Below are 16,077 nucleotides of genomic sequence, written 5' to 3' on the forward strand. Positions count from 1 at the left end.
CCCGGGTTTGACCTTGACCGTGCGTCAGGGTTGGAGGCTGGTCCCATGACGAACAACAGCACTCCCCCGACTCGGCTCGTGCCGCCGGTCGGCGGGTTCCAGGAAGTCTGCGGCCACCGCATCTTCGCGCACCGCTCGGGCAGCGGCGGGCCCGCCGTGGTGTTCCTGCCGGGCGCGAGCGCGGTCGGCCTCGATTACTTCGGTGTCCAGCAACAGGTTTCACAGTTCACCACGGCCGTGGTGTACGACCGCGGTGGCACCGGCTACAGCGACTCGCTCCCCCTGCCGCGCACCGCCGCCGCGGTCGCCACCGAACTGCGCGAGCTGCTGCGCGCCCAGAGCATCCCCGGCCCCTATGTTCTCGCGCCTCATTCGCTCGGCGGTTTCTACGCGCACCGGTTCGCGCAGCTGTACCCGCGGGAGGTGGCCGGACTGGTCTGGATCGACGGCCTGCACCGCGACTGGGACGAGTTCATGCCGCCCGCGATGCGGCTGGCCGAGGCGGAGCGGATGGGCACCGATCCGGAGCAGCTCGAACAGCTGCGCCCGGCTCTGCGTCAGATGCGCACCGAGTTGCTCGCGACCTACCCGGAGCACATCCGGCGATCGCTGGTCGAAGCCAAGGAGAGCGACGAATGGACCCGCGTCGGCATCGCCGAACGCAGCAATCTGACCGCACTGGCCGCCGAACTCCACACCGGGCCTGGCCTTCCCGATATCCCCGTTGTCGCGCTCAGCGCGCTGGGCCCCGACCCCACCCAGCCCGCGGAGACGCTGCGACAGATGCACGCCGGCCGACGGCGAATGGACGCGGCCCTGGTGCGCGGCCTCTCGCAGGGGGACCACCGCATCCTCGCCGACACCGTGCACCACCGGCTCTGCTTCGACCGTCCCGACGCCGTGGTCCAGGCGATTCGCGATGTCGTCGACCGAGCCGCACGCACCTAGACTCGACACGATCATGTTCGGCGTAGACCCGAGGAGGACGGTGCTCACGATCGGCCGGCTCGCGGCCACCGCGGGCGTGACCGTGCGCACCGTCCGCCACTACCACCACGTCGGCCTGCTCCCCGAGCCCGACCGCGACGCCTCCGGCTACCGCCGCTACAGCGCCCAAGCGGCAGTCGATCTCATCCGGATCAGAACCCTCGCCGACGCCGGTGTTCCCCTGTCCCGCATCGACGCGCTGCTCCACGCCCAACCCACCGAATTCGCCGCGGCCATCACCGACATCGACGCCGAACTCCAGCGCAAGATCGACCAGCTCACCGAATACCGGAGCCGGATAGCCGAATTGGACAGCGGCGAAAGCCTCGTCCTGCCACCCGAAGTCGTCGCCATCCTGAACCGCATGCGCGGCCTCGGAATCGGCGAACAACGGGTACTCCTCGAACGCGACTCCTGGATCCTGCTGCAAGCCCTCGACCCGGACGCCGTCCCCCAGCGCATCCACGAGAAGAACGCCGAGTTCGACGACCCCGAAACCACCCGCCTCTACCTCGCCGTCGACCACTCCGCCACCTGGGACCCCCACGATCCCCGCCTCGACCAGCTCATCGACGACCTGGACGCCTGGGAAATCGCCCACGAACGAGACCCGGGCAGGCAGACGACCCGCACGCTGATCTCCTCGCGCATCTCCGAGTCGTCCCCGTCCTGGCAACGCATCGTCGACGCCCTCACCCACCGCGCCGAACAACGCAGGCACCTGAACCCGGATTAGCCCCGGGCGTTTCGGCGGCGAAGGCCAGTGCGGTCGCGCGGCCGATATGCCTTCCACGCCAGCAGCGCGGCCTGCGCGAGGAAGAAGACGCCGCCACCGGTGGCGTAGATGGCCAGGACATCCAGGGACGGCGACTCGCCCGCGGCCTTGGCGACATAGGTCGCGCCGACCAGGAAGGACAGTCCGCCGGAGATCAGCGTCGGCCATTGCTTGCCGAGCACCGCGCCACGCCTGCGCAGCCCGACGGCCAGCTGGGCCGCGCCCGACAGCACCGCCCAGATGCCGAAGGCACCCAGGACCGCGGCGGCACTGCCGGTCGTCCCGGCGATACCGAGAGCGACAGCGGTGACCGCGCTCAGAACGCCGTTGACCGCGGTCACCCGGCGCTCGGGGCCGTCGGGCACCGCGCGAAAGTCGATCAGCGACGACACGGCATCGATCAGCGGGTAGCCGACCAGCAGGATGACCGCGACGGCGTCCAGGGGGTCGTGGGCTGCCGCGAAGGCGAGAGCCCAGGCGATCGCCAGCACACCGCGGCCCAGCGACAGGCGGGTCAGCGACGAACGCTCGGATGCCGAAACAGTAGGTGTCGCAGTGCTGTTCATGACCTGCCTCCCACGAACTCCGGTGCCGACGGTCCGCGACCGTGCAGCACGGCGGTCTCCGACCAGATCAGCATCGCAATCGGTCCGCAGACGAAAAGCTCTGCGACAGGGGGTCGTTCGGGCTTTCGTGGGTTCATGGCACGAGCCTTTCCCGGCTGCCGCCACGCGGTGACGGCACGGATTGTGGTGAGCAGGCGAAGTCGCGGACCGCGGCGGCGAAACGCCCTGGTTCCTCCAGATGCCCCAGGTGGCCGCTGTGCTCCAGGATTAGCAGTCGCGAATCGGGGATGAGCTCGTGCAGCTCCTGTCCCCAGCGCGGTCCGCAGATGACATCGAAGCGACCGACGACGACCAGCGCCGGGACGGTCAGTGCGGGTAGGTCGGCGCGGTCGTCGACGAGATCGGGAGATCCGATCGCGTCCAGTCCCGAGATGTAGCCGGCGCGCAGCGCATCGCGCACCGGAGCCCAGCGCCGTTCGTCACCCCAGTAGTCGGCGAGATAGGCGGGCAAGATGCCGCGGGCGACGGCCAGGGTCTGCACATCGTTCGAAATAGCCTGCATCGCACCGAAAGCCGCGAGCACCTCGGCCAATTCGGGGCGATCAGCGTGGGCAGCGGCGAATTCCCGGAGCCGCCGTGCGGCCTCCGCGCCGTGCTCGGGTCCGGTCACCGGTGAACCCTCGTAGAGGATGACGCCCGCGAGGCCGGTCGGACGGTGGATCGCGTGGAAGGCGGCGACGAACGCGCCGTGCGAGTGACCGAGCAGATACACCGTCGGCACCGCGAGGTGATCGATGATCCGTTGCAGCGCGATGCTGTAGCGCTCCCGGGTGTAGCCGTGCGGATGTGTCGGCAGACGACCGGATTCGCCGGTGCCGATGGCCTCGACATAGACCATGGTCAGATGATGTTCCAGCTCGGGCATGCGCAGGTACTCCCAGTGGATGCCCGGCCCGCCCGGATGGGCGAGGCAGACCGGGCCGCTGCCGTAGACGTGGTACCGCTGGCGGACACCGTCGGAGTCGAAGACGTGCGCGCCCGGCGCGAGCACACCGGAGGTCTGGGGCGGGAGCGACATCACGCGGCCCGCAACGGCGCGGCGAAGGACTTGCGCAGCGAGGACGGCCCGACCAGGGGCAGCAGCAGCGCCAGGACCTTGCCCTTGAACGCCCGCGGGGTCCGGGTCAGTTCGATATCGACGCGGGAGCCCGCCTGCGTCGGCGTGGCGCGGAAGACCCAGCCGCCGCCCGCGCCGAAGAGTTTGGAGTCCAGCGTGGTGATGGTGACGGTGTCGCCGGCCGGGTCCCACTCGTAGCGGGCGCGCTCCCACGCCGCGGCGGTGCCTTCGGTGACCTCGGCCCAGGTCTCGCCACGCTCGTGGACGACGAAGTGCTCGGCATCGATCGTCGGCCATGCCTCGGGACGGGTTGGCCCGAAGTCGGTGAGCACGTGCACGACCTCGGCGGGCGACAGGGTGGACATCAGGTGAAAACGGACAGTAGCCATGAGAAGAACGATCGCTGTCCGGGACCTCGCCCCGAATCTGTCGGATGACGCTGGGACTGACGTATTCCAGCCCGTCCCCGCCGATCGGGGACGCTCCCGCGATGCGTGCGCGCTGGACAGCCCCCACCTGGGCTTCGTGTCGGACACTGCCGGTCCGGCGATGGTGACTACGTCATGGTCGGCGTCAGGTGACAGATGTGGCGCCGGGGCCGCGCGACTCATTGTGGAATCCGCACTGCTTCACCGTTCCCCGAAAGGACCATGACATGGTCGACATCCGACGCTCCAGCCGAGCGGTCGCGGCGATCACGGCCGTAGTGGCCGCGGGCAGCCTCGCCGTCGCCTGCACCGCGAGCACCACCACCCAGGCCGGCCCCACCTTGGACGCGCCGAAGCCGACCATCGTGCTGGTCCACGGCGCGTTCGCGGACGGATCGAGCTGGAACGACGTCATCGACAAGCTCATCGAGAACCGGTATCCCGTTGTCGCGGCGGCGAATCCGCTGCGTGGACCGGCCGCCGACGCCGCCTCGGTGCGCGGGTTGATCAGCCGCATCGACGGCCCGGTCGTCCTGGTCGGGCACTCCTACGGCGGATCGGTCATCAGCGCCGCAGCGGCGGGCAACGATCAGGTGAAGGCGCTGGTGTATGTGGCGGCCTTCCTGCCCGCACCGGGAGAAACCGCGCTCGAGCTGACCACCAAGTTCCCCGGGTCCACGCTGCCCGGCACGCTCGACCCGGTCGCCTTCACCCGCCCGGACAACAGCGCGGGCACCGATCTGTATATCCAGCAGAGCAAGTTCCGCGACCAGTTCGCCGCCGACGTCGCCGCGGACCGCGCGACCCTGGCCGCGGCCACCCAGCGTCCGATCGATCAGGCCGCGCTCGAGGAGAAGGCCACCGTCGCCGCCTGGACCGACAAGCCCAGCTGGGACGTGATCACCACCCAGGACCTCAATATCCCCGTCGCGGCGCAGCGGTTCATGGCCGAGCGGGCACATTCCCAGGTCACCGAGGTCGAGGCCTCTCACTCGGTCGCCGTCTCGCAACCCGACGTGGTCGCCGACGTGATCGAGCAGGCCGCCCAGGGCGTGACCCCGTGATCATGGATTTGAAGCTCGAGGTCATCGTGCTGCCCGTCGCCGACGTCGACCGCGCGAAGGCCTTCTATACCGATCGGCTCGGATTCCGTCTCGACGCCGACTTCGCGGTGGACGACGACTACCGCGTCGTCCAGCTCACCCCGCCCGGTTCGGAATGTTCGATCATCATCGGCACCGGTGTCAGCGCGGCCGCGCCCGGCTCCGTGCATGGCCTGCACCTGATCGTCACCGATATCGAGCAGACCGTCGCGGAGCTGACCGAGCGCGGGATCGAGGTCGACGGACCGTTCCGCGACGCCACCGGTGTGTTCCATCACCCCGGAACCGAAAGCCGTGTCCCCGGGGCTGATCCGCAGCGCCGCTCCTACGGTTCGTTCGCCGCGTTCACCGATCCCGACGGCAACGGCTGGTTCCTGCAGGAAGTCACCCAGCGTGCACCCGGCCGCTGATCCGACCAGCGAAGGCGAACCCATGTCCGAGAAGGAAACTCGTACCTACGATGTCGTGGTCATCGGCGCCGGGCCGGTCGGCGAGAACGTCGCCGACCGTACCCGCGCCGCCGGGCTCAGTACCGTGATCGTCGAATCCGAGCTGGTCGGCGGCGAATGCTCGTACTGGGCTTGCGAGCCCAGCAAGGCCCTGCTGCGTCCCGCCCTGCTCTATCGCGAGGCCGCACGCTTCCCCGGCGTCGGCGGCGCGGTGACCGGCCGCCTTGACGTGCCGGCGGTGCTGAAACACCGTGACCGCATGGTGGCCGACTGGAACGACCGGGACCAGGTCGACTGGCTCGACTCCGTGCGGGTCGAGCTCATTCGTGGCCACGGCCGCATAGCGGGACCGCGGCAGGTGACAGTTCATACGCCCGAGGGCGGCACCGTGCGGCTCGCCGCCCGGCACGCGGTGGCGGTGTGCACCGGCACGTCGGCGGCACTGCCCCCACTACCGGGCTTGGATACGGTGCGGCCGTGGACAAGCCGCGAAGCCACCGCCGCCGAGGACGTTCCCGGCCGGCTCGCGATTCTCGGCGCCGGTGTGGTCGCCGTCGAAATGGCCACCGCCTGGCAGGCGCTGGGTGCGCAGGTCACCCTCATCGCTCGCGAATCCCGGCTGCTCGGCCGGGTCGAGGCATTCGCCGCGGACCTGGTCGCCGAGCGGCTCCGGGAGGCCGGTGTCGACCTGCGGTTCGGTACCACCATCACCGCGGCGGAACGGGCGGGCGGCCCCGGCGACGGCGTCCACCTCACCCTCGCCGACGGCACCCGGCTGGTGGCCGACGAGCTCCTGCTCGCGACCGGACGCGCACCACGCACCGCGGACCTCGGCATCGAGACCGTCGGCCTGACGCCCGGCCAGTGGCTCGACACCGACGACACCTTCACCGTGACCGCGGTCGACGGCGCGTGGCTGTACGCGGTCGGCGACGTCAATCACCGTGCACTGCTCACCCATCAGGGCAAATATCAGGCCCGTATCGCCGGGGCGGTCATCGCTACCCGAGCGCGGGGCCGGACGTTGGACACCGAGAAGTGGGGCCCGCACACCGGAACCGCCGACTTGGTGGCGGTTCCGCAGGTGGTGTTCACCGACCCGGAGATCGCGGCGGTCGGACTCACCACCGAGGACGCCGCCCGCGCCGGGCGGGTGGTGGATGTGGTCGACTACGACATCGGCCGGGTCGCGGGCGCGATCCAGCACGATCCCGGTTATCGAGGACAGGCCAGGGTGCTGATCGACCCGCGGCGCCGGGTGATCGTTGGCGCCACCTTCGCCGGACCTGGCGTCGCCGAACTATTGCATTCGGCCACCATCGCCATCACCGGCGAGGTTCCGATCGACCGGCTCTGGCATGCGGTTCCCGCGTTCCCCACCATCAGCGAAGTCTGGCTGCGACTGCTGGAAACCTATCGCGACCAACAGAACCCGGCCGCACCGGGAGCAGCTGGATGATCACCTACGAGCAGCTCTACATCGGCGGATCGTGGACCGAACCCAGCGAACCGGCGCTACTGGAGATCCTGTCTCCGCACGATCGATCGCTGCTCGGCGCGGCGGCGCAGGCCCAGCCCGCCGATGTGGACCGCGCGGTCGCGGCGGCGCACGCGGCTTTCGACAACCGCGAGTGGCGTGACACCCCGGCCGCCGCGCGAATCGTGATGTTGCGACAGTTCAATCAGCTGCGCGAGGAACAGGCCGACCGGATCGCCGAGCTCATCACCGCCGAAAACGGTTCGGCCGCCTGGTTCACCCAGGCAGGCCAGGCCGCTCTGACCCGGCAGGCGAACGCCTACTTCGCGGCCGCCGAGCATTTCGACTGGGAGCGAACGCTCACTCCGTCGGACCCGGATGCGCGCATGCGCAGCGTGGTACGGCGCGAACCGGTCGGCGTGGTGGCCGCGGTGATCCCGTGGAACTCGCCCTTCTCCGCCGCGACATCGAAGCTGCTGCCCGCCTTGCTCACCGGAAACTCCGTGGTGCTGAAGGTATCTCCGGAGAACTCGCTGAGCATGGGACTGCTGACCGAGCTGATGGATCGCATCGGGCTGCCGGACGGCGTGCTCAGTGTGCTGCCCGCCGAACGGGGCACGAGCGAGTACCTGATCTCCCATCCGCTGGTGGACAAGATCGCGTTCACCGGCTCGACCGGCGCCGGTCGCCGGATCGCGTCCATCGCCGGCTCCCAGCTCAAACGGGTCAGTCTCGAACTCGGCGGCAAATCGGCGGCGGTGATCCTGCCCGACGCCGATCTGACCGTGGTGATGAAGGGCCTGAAGTTCGCTTCGCTGCTGAACAACGGCGAGTCCTGCATCGCCCACACCCGGATCCTCGCCCCGGCCTCCCGCTACGGGGAGGTGGTCGCGGCGCTGAGCGCGCTGGTCGAGTCCTTGCCGGTCGGTGACCCACGCGACCCGGAAACCTTCATCGGGCCGATGGTCCGCGGCGATCAGCAGCAGCGGGTCCGCGACTACATCGAGGCCGGAATCGGTGAAGGCGCCCGCCTGGTCTGTGGTGGCCCGCAGGTGCCACCCGGGCTGCGGGACGGCTTCTATGTCACACCGACGGTTTTCGCCGACGTGACGCCTGCGATGCGCATCGCACGGGAGGAGATCTTCGGCCCGGTCCTGGTCGTCATGGCTTACGACGACATCGACGACGCGATCCGCATCGCCAACGATTCCGACTACGGCCTCTCCGGTGGCGTGTGGTCGGCGGACGAGGCGGCGGCGGTGGCCGTGGCCCGCCGGATCCGGGCAGGCACGGTCGCCGTCAACGGTGCGCCGGTCGGATTCGACGGTCCCTTCGGTGGCTTCAAGGCCAGCGGAATCGGCCGCGAATACGGCGCCGTCGGTCTGGGCCAGTACACCGAATACCAGACCATTACGGTCTGACACCGCTGCTAGGGTGGCCACGTGCTCATCGAGGAAGTCGACAGAATCTAGCCGCCCGGTCGAAGGGGGCGCTTCCGATCACACATTCTCGCCTTCGCCTGGCTCCGCACAGTTCCTGAATCACGCGCCGACGGTCAATCTCGACCACGGCGCGAACTTGCGGCCGCTCGTTCACGAGCAGGAAAGAGTCGACGACCCATGTCCACATCCATCTCCGCGGCCATCACGCTGCAGAATCTGTCCTTCGAATGGCCTGACGGCACCGTCGCGCTGTCCGGGCTCAACGCGACGTTGAGCACCGGGCGCACCGGTCTGGTCGGCCGCAACGGCGCCGGGAAATCGACGCTGTTGCGGCTGATCGCCGGCAACCTGATACCGACGTCCGGACGCATCGAGACCACCGGCCCGGTGGGCTATCTCCCGCAGACGCTCACCCTCGGCCGCGATGCCACCGTCGCGCAATTGCTCGGCATCGCGGGCAAACTCGCGGCCTTGCGCGCGATCGAATCCGGCCGGACCGGCGACGAACACTTCGAGACGATCGGCGACGACTGGGACATCGAATCCCGCGCCGACGAAGCGCTGCACGACATCGGTTTCAGCGCCACCGATCTGGACCGCCGGGTCGACGAGATCTCCGGTGGTGAAGCGGTGCTCGTCGCGATCACCGGGCTGCGGATCCAGCGCACGCCGATCACCCTGCTCGACGAGCCGACCAACAACCTCGATCGCGAAACCCGTGCCAAGCTGGCCGAATTGGTGGATTCGTGGCCGGGCACCCTCCTCGTGGTGAGTCACGACCTCGAGCTGCTCGAACGGATGGACGCCACCGCGGAACTGCGGGCCGCGACACTGGAGGTATTCGGTGGGCCCTACAGCGCCTGGCGGCACCACGTCGACCAGGAGCAGGCAGCGGCCGCGCAGGCGGCTCGAACCGCCGAACAGGCGTTGAAGGTCGAGAAGCGGCAGCGGATCGAGGCCGAGACCAAGCTCGCCAGACGCGAGCGCACCGCAAGGGCGACACAGCGGGACGGCGGAATTCCGCGGATTCTCGCGGGCAACAGGGCCAGCAGGGCGCAGAGCTCGGCCGGGGGCATGCGCACCACCCTGGATGCCAAAGTCCGTGCGGCCCAGGATATCCTGGATTCCGCTTCGTCACGGGTACGCCGCGACGAGCACATCCATCTCGAACTGCCCGATCCCGATGTGCCGCGCAGCCGCCGCATCGCGGAACTGCGCGACGGTGACCGGCGCGTCGTCATCCAGGGCCCGGAACGCGTCGCCCTGATCGGCCCCAACGGCGCGGGCAAGTCGACACTGATCGAAAACCTGCTCGCGGGTCGCGACCCGGAACGCGGCACGCTGCTCACCGACCGGGTGGGGTATCTGCCACAACGTCTGGACAACCTCGACGAGCAAGCCAGCGCGCTCGACAACGTCCACGCCGTGGCCACCACCACCGCACCGGCCACCATCCGAAACCAGCTGGCCCGCCTGCTGTTGCGCGGCAGCAGCGTGCAACGACCCGTCTCGACGCTGTCCGGCGGTGAACGCTTCCGGGTCTCACTGGCACGCTTGTTGTTCGCCGACCCGCCCGCCCAGCTGCTGATTCTGGACGAGCCGACCAACAACCTCGATATCTCCAGTGTCGAGCAACTGGTCGAAGCGCTGGCCGACTATCGCGGCGCGATCCTGGTGGTCAGCCACGACTACACGTTCCTGCGCAGGATCGGCATCGACACCGTCGTCGAGCTCGAGCCGGGCGGCCGCATCGAGGCGCGCACCGGTCTGTGACCGCGTCCGGCTCCGGGCACGCCGAGCGCCCGGAGCCGGATATTCACAGCCGGTCGGCGTCGATGATCGCCTGCGCGAAAGGCTTCGGCGCTTCCTGCGGGACGTTGTGCCCGATGCCGTCGAAGACGCGATGCTCGTACTTGCCGGTGAACTTGTCGCGGTATCCCCGACCGTCTTTGGCCGCGCCGTCGAAGTCGCTGCTGATGGTGATGGCGGGCACGGAGATGGCGGGGCCGGTGGCGAGAAGCTGTTCGTAGGCGTCGTAGTGCGGTTCGCCCGGCGCCAGGCTCAACCGCCACCGGTAGTTGGAGATGACGATGTCGACGTGATCGGGATTGTCGAAGGCGGCGGCGCTGCGACCGTACGTGGCGTCGTCGAAATCCCAGGCCGGGGAGGCGCGTCGCCAGATGAGCTTGTTGAAATCGTGGCGATTGCGGGTGTATCCGAGGCGCCCACGTTCGGTGGCGAAGTAGTACTGATACCACCACTCGAGTTCGGCTTCGGGCGGCAACGGCTGCTGCTGTGCGGCCAGCCGGGTGATGAGGTATCCGCTCACCGCGACCATCGCCTTGACGCGTTGTGGCCACAGCGCGGCGATGACGTCGACCGTGCGGGCACCCCAATCGAATCCGCCGAGGACGGCCTTGTCGATGCGCAGGGCGTCCATGAAGTCGACGATGTCGCGCGCGATCGCCGATTGCTGTCCGTTGCGGACGGTCTGCGCGGACAGGAAGGCGGTCTCGCCGTAGCCACGCAGGAACGGGACGAGCACCCGGTATCCGGCTGCGGCCAGCAGCGGGCCGACATCGGCGAAGCTGTAGGCGTCGTAGGGCCAGCCGTGCAGCAGGATCACGGGTGGCCCGGTGACCGGCCCGAACTCGGCGTAGGCCACCGAGAGGACGCCAGCCTCGATCTTCTTGACGGGGCCGAGACTCGTGTTGGCTCCCGATCCCCCTCGCAGGGCCGCGCCGGGTGCGGCGGTCGCGGGCGCCGTGGCGGAGTCGGTGGCGCAGGCGCCGAGGGAAGTCACGGCCAGGCCTGCGGCGCCCGCCGCGAGCGCTCCGCCGAAAAGCCGTCGTCGATTGATGTCCATGTCATCGACGCTAGGCAGCGCACCAACCCCGCCGCGAGCGTCGGATGACGTAATCGGTGTCGCTCAACCGGCCGTTTCGTCCAGGGCGGGCAGCAGCGCCGCGAGGTCCCCCCGTGCGCTGATCCCGAGCTTCGGGAAGATCCGGTGCAGGTGCGTGCTGACGGTCCGGTGCGACAGGTAGAGCCGCTGCCCGATCTCGCGGTTGGTCAGCCCCTGTGCCGCCAGTTGCGCGATACTCAGCTCGTGCGGGGTGAGCCGTTCCCTGGCATCCGGGTCGCGATTCGGGCTCGATTCGCCTGCGCTGCGCAGTTCCAGGCGTGCCCGTTCGCTCCAGGCGGTGAAGCCGAGTGCATCGAAAACCTCCCGCGCCGTGCGCAAATGGGTGCGCGATTCCACGACCCGGCGCTGTCGCCGCAGCCACTCGCCATACGCGAGATGCAAGCGACCGCGTTCGGCGGGCCAGCCGGTGAGATCCGCCGCCAGTGCGGCGGCGAACAGCTCCGCGGCGTTGTCACCGGCGAGAACCGCTCGGGCGTAGCGCATTCCGATGTGCAATGCGGGCGCGGAGGTGGCTGCCGCCGCGGGTTCAAGCCCGCGCAGCAGTTCCGTCATGGCGTCGGCCTGCCCGGCGCGGACGGCGGCCTCGGCGAGTTCGGTGAGGAAATACGCGGCCAGCGCCGGTGAATGCGCCGGGTCGCGCGGATCGTGGACGCGGGCCAGATCGGTGAAGGCGTCGTCGAAGCGGCCCTCACCGAGCGCGATGAGTCCGCGGGTGAGCTGCGCGGTGGCCAGCACGGGCCGCACGGCGGCGGCCAGTCCGATGCGTTCGGTGTCCGCCACGAGCGCTGTGGCCTGTGTGTAGTCCCCACGCAGCGCGGCGATTTCAGCCTGCACGCCGATAGCGGACGCGTGCATGAAGGGCTGCCCGGTCTCCAGCGCGAAAGCCGCGGCCTCGGCCGCGATCGGCGCGGCGGCGGCGAGGTCACCGACCCTGGCCAGGCTCCAGGCCTGGATCGCGAGTGCCCTGGTCAGCAACCCCAGCTGCCCGGCGGCACGGAATCCGGGCGCGGCCGCGCCGGCGAAATGCGCGGCGAGATCGAAAGCGCCGACCTGGTAGGCCGCGCTGCTGAGAAAGTGATCGACCTCGGTCTCGCGTCCGGTGGTCGCGGCCAGCGCCCGCAGGTGGCCGAGTACCTGTTCGCCGCGTTCGAACGGGGCCACGATCGAGTCGATCGCGAGCTTGCGCGGATCGCCGTCGGGGATGCCGAAGGTGTCGGCGACCGTGAGCACCGCGCGCCGGGTATCGGGTCCGGGTTCGGACCAGAAGCACCGCGCGGCCGCACCCCACAGGATCCGCAGCGCGGCATCCGGAAACCCGTTCGCGGCGACCGAGGCAGCGAGGACGGCCAGCTCGCCGATGCGCGAAGGACTTTCGCGCATTCCGTCGTCGAATCCACTGGCCAGCCAGTTCGCGGTGGCCTCCTGCCCGGCGGTGAGGGGAAGCGTGCGCGCGGCGTCGACCAGTCGTTCGGTCGTCTCGCGACGACCGGCGTCGATGGCCAGCTCCGCCGCGCGCAGCAGGCGATCCGCGCGTCGGCCGGGCGTGGCGCTGAGCGACGCGGCCCGTTCCAGCGCCGCGATCGCCCCGCCGTGGTGCCGGGATCGTTCGGCGGCGTCCTCGAGCGCCGCGGCGACCTCCTCGTCGGCTCCGGCCGTGCCCGCCGCCCGATGCCACACCTGCCGGTCCGGGGATTCCACGAGCAGGTCGGCGATCGCCAGATGCGCCTGGCGGCGTTGTTCGGCAGTCGCCGCCGCGACGAGCGCCGAGCGGACCAATGGATGACGGAACGTCACTGTGCCGGAGCGGATATCGATCAACCGGGCCGCCACAGCGGGGGCGAGAATATCGGCCTCCGCCTCCGATCCAAGGAGAACCCCTGCGGCAGCGAGTGTTTCGGTGACCGCGTTGCCATCGTCGAGCGCCGCGACCAGCAAGGCCGACCGGGTGCGCTCCGGCAGCTTCGCGCCGCGCGCCGAGAATGCCCGCTCCAGTCGTTCTGTCAGCGGAATGATCTGGGTGGACTCGGCGAGATCCGCCACGGCCGTCGGCAGTTCGGTCAACGCGAGCGGGTTTCCGTGCGCCTCGGCAAGCACCCGGCGGCGAAGCTGGGCGGGCAGGTCCGGTGCGGCGCTGTCGAGCAGCGCGTTCGCGTCGTCATCGGTCAGCGGCCCGAGCCGCATCACGGCCAGCTCGGCCTCACGCAGCGGCGAGTTCGTGCCATCGCGCACGGTCGCGAGCAAGGCGGCGGGTTCGGAGTGGATGCGGCGCGCGACGAAGGCGAGGACCTCCGCGCTGGCGGAATCGAGCCAGTGCGCATCCTCGGCGACCACCAGCAGCGGCCGTTCGGCCGCCAGATCGGCCAGCAGCGTCAGTGCGGCGAGACCCACCAGGTGCGGGCTCGGCTCGGCGACGACGTCCGACATACCCAACGCGGTCGTCAGCGCGTCGAACTGGCGCGCGGGGAGCGCGTCGAACGCGTGCCGCAGCGGGTACAGCAGCCGATGCAGCCCGGCATAGGCGAGGCCGTGTTCGGCTTCGGCGCCCGAGGTCCGCAGCACCCGCAGCCCGGCGGAGGCCGCGATGGCGACCGTCTCCTCGACGAGCGACGACTTTCCGATTCCGGGTTCCCCCTCGATCAGGATGCCGCTGCGGTCGTCGGGGCCGTCCACGAGCGCGGCCAGTTCTTTCAGCTCGGCGACTCGTCCGAACGTCGGCATAGGTGGCGCGCTCCTCCCGGCCCCCTGTCGGCGTAGGGGGCATACAGGGACAAAAAATCCCCAGGCTGTTGCCTGGGGATTTTCAGTGGGTGGAGCTAAGGGGAATCGAACCCCTGACCTTCTCGATGCGAACGAGACGCGCTACCAACTGCGCTATAGCCCCGTGCGGCTCTGGCGAACCGCGCTGTGACACTGTATCAGGCGTTGCGCCCGGATACCGAATCGGTACTCTGAACTGCTGTTATGCGGGTTCGACCAGTTATTCGCCGACTGCGCGGCCGAGGTCTTCGACCCGGGTGCGTAGCGCGCGTGCGGTGGCCGGATCGAAGGTTTCCAGGTGCTCGAACATCGGGTCCTCGTCGTCGGTGTCGAGCAGGGTGGAGCGGCGGCGCAGGGCGCGGGCGGTGTCGCGGTCCATGGTGCGCCGGGTCGTCGCGGCCTCGGGGGTGGCGGTGGCCTCGCGGCGCTTGCCACGGGTGAGGCGGGCCGCGCGCCTGCGGCGGATCTCCTCCTCCACGTGGACCTGCTTGCGTAGGTAGGCCAGATAGCCGACCAGCACGGCCGTGGACAGGCCGCACGCCCACCAGAACATCGCGTTCAGCAGCAGGCCGAACGCGGCGAACAGGATGGCGGCGATGATGAGACCGAGGACAGCGCGCTGCCGGAAGCTGTAGCGGGCGGCGCGGGCGATGGCGTCGGCCTCGGGGTCGTAGCCACCGCGGCCGCGCCTGTTCGGCACGAAGTCCTCGTCGAAGTCGGCGACGTCCGCGGTGACGTCCTCGAGGCGGGCTGGCGGCGCGGGCGGGATGCGCGCGGCGACCGGCGAGTCGGTCTCGTCGTCGTCCTGCGCGATGTCCGGGTCCGGCTCCGCCGCAGCGTCATCGAGTTCGGCATCCGCGGAATCGGCTGTCTCGGAACGCTCTTCGGGGTCGTCGTCGGCCGTGTCGTCGGCGAGGTCGACCTCGTCCTCGGACGCGGCTTCGAGTTCCGGTGTAGGGGTGAGCTTCTCGTCGTCAGCTTCGGTGACGGGCTCATCGGCCGATGTCGTCATCCGATCCTCCGAATCAGTACGGTGGGGGCGCTTGCTCAGCACACGGGGGCGGTAGTCGGGGTCACTCTCATGACCGCCTGCCGCCCCGATGCGGATCCGCCGTTCGGCCCCGCCACGGTGCAGCACGCGCGTGGCGAGTGCGGCATCGGTGGTGCGGCGGATCCGGGGATGCCGGTCCGCCAGGATCGGGAACAGGACGAAGACCCACAGCACGACGAGTCCGATCCACAGGATCGAATTCGGCATCGCGGTCATCACCTCCCGTCCCCGCCTGCGCGTTGTCCATCGTTGGACGCACTACCGACGTCCGTAGGTTAATTCGGGCACGCCTGCCCGCGCGGCAGGCGCGCCGTGCACACCTGCCACATGAGTAACAGAAATTTCACGGCAGCGCCGCTCGACCCTCCCTGACCAGGCGGTCCACCACCGTGCCCATGACTTCCTCGACCGTCAAGCCCACCAGCAGGTGATCGCGCCATTCGCCGTCTACATCGAGGTAGCGGCGCAGCATGCCCTCCTCGCGGAAGCCGACATTGCGCAGGACGGCCTGGCTGGGCAGATTCTCCGGCCGCACCGTCGCCTCGACGCGGTGCAGGCCGACCGGCCCGAAGCAGTGATCGAGCCCCAGCGCCAGCGCGGCCGTCGCCACGCCCTGACCGCCGAGGTCCTTGGCCACCCAGTAACCGATCCAGGCCGAGCGCAGCGCGCCGCGCACGATATTGCCGATGGTCAGCTGCCCGCTGAACTGCCCGTCGACCTCGATCACCAGCGGGATCATCGCGCCACGCCGCGCCTCGGCCTTCAGGCTCGTCCACAGCGACGGCCAGTTCGACGCGTGATTGCGCGCCTCCCAGCTGCCGCGCCCGGTCGGTTCCCAGCGCTCCAGATGGTCGCGGTCACGCAGCCGGATGCGGCTCCACGCGGCGGCGTCGCGAAAACGCACCGGCCGCAGGGTCACCTGCCCGCCCGCCACGATCACCGGACCGAGCCGCGCAGGCCATCCGGGATGCTGACCTGCCCGGAATACGTTCATCGTCT

General features: G+C 69.7%; 14 protein-coding genes and 1 tRNA gene. 7 read left to right on the forward strand and 8 right to left on the reverse strand.

Translation table 11 applies throughout. The annotated features are described in order from the left end of the window. Nucleotides 1-45 precede the first annotated feature (45 nt). Both ACFWF2_RS16075 and ACFWF2_RS16080 read left to right on the forward strand, forming a co-directional pair. The gene (locus tag ACFWF2_RS16075) at nt 46-948 is read left to right on the forward strand and encodes an alpha/beta fold hydrolase (RefSeq protein ID WP_379308204.1); all 903 of its coding nucleotides are present in this window, start codon (nt 46-48) and stop codon (nt 946-948) included. 40 nt (nt 949-988) lie between these two features. Continuing rightward, nucleotides 989-1,723, forward strand: a complete 735-nt coding sequence (locus ACFWF2_RS16080; RefSeq protein WP_379308205.1) for a MerR family transcriptional regulator — start codon at nt 989-991, stop codon at nt 1,721-1,723. Here the strand turns inward: ACFWF2_RS16080 and ACFWF2_RS16085 are convergent. The 3 genes from ACFWF2_RS16085 to ACFWF2_RS16095 form a co-directional block, all read right to left on the reverse strand. Continuing rightward, nucleotides 1,720-2,328 (reverse strand): DUF308 domain-containing protein, encoded by a 609-nt coding sequence (locus tag ACFWF2_RS16085; RefSeq protein WP_379308206.1) that lies wholly within the window; start codon nt 2,326-2,328, stop codon nt 1,720-1,722. The two genes, ACFWF2_RS16080 and ACFWF2_RS16085, sit on opposite strands and share 4 nt — an antisense overlap. 133 nt (nt 2,329-2,461) lie before the next feature. After that, nucleotides 2,462-3,406: an alpha/beta fold hydrolase gene (locus ACFWF2_RS16090; RefSeq protein ID WP_379308207.1), complete on the reverse strand. Its 945-nt coding sequence runs from the start codon at nt 3,404-3,406 to the stop codon at nt 2,462-2,464. Beyond that, nucleotides 3,406-3,834: a hypothetical protein gene (locus ACFWF2_RS16095; protein WP_379308208.1), complete on the reverse strand. Its 429-nt coding sequence runs from the start codon at nt 3,832-3,834 to the stop codon at nt 3,406-3,408. The genes ACFWF2_RS16090 and ACFWF2_RS16095 overlap by 1 nt, the downstream gene beginning before the upstream one ends. Before the next feature lie 266 nt (nt 3,835-4,100). Between ACFWF2_RS16095 and ACFWF2_RS16100 the strand changes: the two genes are divergently transcribed. From ACFWF2_RS16100 to ACFWF2_RS16120, 5 genes are all read left to right on the forward strand, one after another. Beyond that, complete coding sequence (locus ACFWF2_RS16100) at nt 4,101-4,937, forward strand: alpha/beta fold hydrolase (RefSeq protein WP_379308209.1); 837 nt, start codon at nt 4,101-4,103, stop codon at nt 4,935-4,937. 2 nt (nt 4,938-4,939) lie between these two features. Beyond that, complete coding sequence (locus tag ACFWF2_RS16105) at nt 4,940-5,386, forward strand: VOC family protein (RefSeq protein ID WP_379308230.1); 447 nt, start codon at nt 4,940-4,942, stop codon at nt 5,384-5,386. Nucleotides 5,387-5,408: 22 nt separating this feature from the next. Further along, complete coding sequence (locus ACFWF2_RS16110) at nt 5,409-6,884, forward strand: dihydrolipoyl dehydrogenase family protein (protein WP_379308210.1); 1,476 nt, start codon at nt 5,409-5,411, stop codon at nt 6,882-6,884. Then, nucleotides 6,881-8,323, forward strand: a complete 1,443-nt coding sequence (locus ACFWF2_RS16115; RefSeq protein ID WP_379308211.1) for an aldehyde dehydrogenase — start codon at nt 6,881-6,883, stop codon at nt 8,321-8,323. The genes ACFWF2_RS16110 and ACFWF2_RS16115 overlap by 4 nt, the downstream gene beginning before the upstream one ends. A 198-nt stretch (nt 8,324-8,521) precedes the next feature. Next, complete coding sequence (locus tag ACFWF2_RS16120) at nt 8,522-10,117, forward strand: ABC-F family ATP-binding cassette domain-containing protein (protein WP_379308212.1); 1,596 nt, start codon at nt 8,522-8,524, stop codon at nt 10,115-10,117. A 43-nt stretch (nt 10,118-10,160) separates the two neighbouring features. On the opposite strand, the gene ACFWF2_RS16125 is transcribed toward ACFWF2_RS16120, so the two are convergent. The 5 genes from ACFWF2_RS16125 to ACFWF2_RS16145 all read right to left on the reverse strand — a co-directional run bounded on the left by ACFWF2_RS16125 (nt 10,161) and on the right by ACFWF2_RS16145 (nt 16,072). After that, a complete protein-coding gene (locus ACFWF2_RS16125; protein WP_379308213.1) occupies nt 10,161-11,210 on the reverse strand; it encodes an alpha/beta fold hydrolase in 1,050 nt (349 codons plus the stop codon). 63 nt (nt 11,211-11,273) lie between these two features. Continuing rightward, a complete protein-coding gene (locus tag ACFWF2_RS16130) occupies nt 11,274-13,988 on the reverse strand; it encodes an ATP-binding protein (protein ID WP_379308214.1) in 2,715 nt (904 codons plus the stop codon). Nucleotides 13,989-14,078: 90 nt separating this feature from the next. Next, nucleotides 14,079-14,151, reverse strand: a tRNA-Ala gene (locus tag ACFWF2_RS16135). A gap of 96 nt (nt 14,152-14,247) precedes the next feature. Further along, entirely contained in the window at nt 14,248-15,285 is a 1,038-nt protein-coding gene (gene glpR / locus ACFWF2_RS16140) for a gephyrin-like molybdotransferase receptor GlpR (RefSeq protein ID WP_379308215.1), read from the reverse strand. A gap of 136 nt (nt 15,286-15,421) precedes the next feature. After that, nucleotides 15,422-16,072 (reverse strand): GNAT family N-acetyltransferase, encoded by a 651-nt coding sequence (locus ACFWF2_RS16145; RefSeq protein ID WP_379308216.1) that lies wholly within the window; start codon nt 16,070-16,072, stop codon nt 15,422-15,424. Nucleotides 16,073-16,077 lie beyond the last annotated feature (5 nt).

Origin of the sequence: Nocardia sp. NPDC060259, from assembly GCF_042728775.1 — a bacterium.
Taxonomy (GTDB): Bacteria; Actinomycetota; Actinomycetes; order Mycobacteriales; family Mycobacteriaceae; genus Nocardia.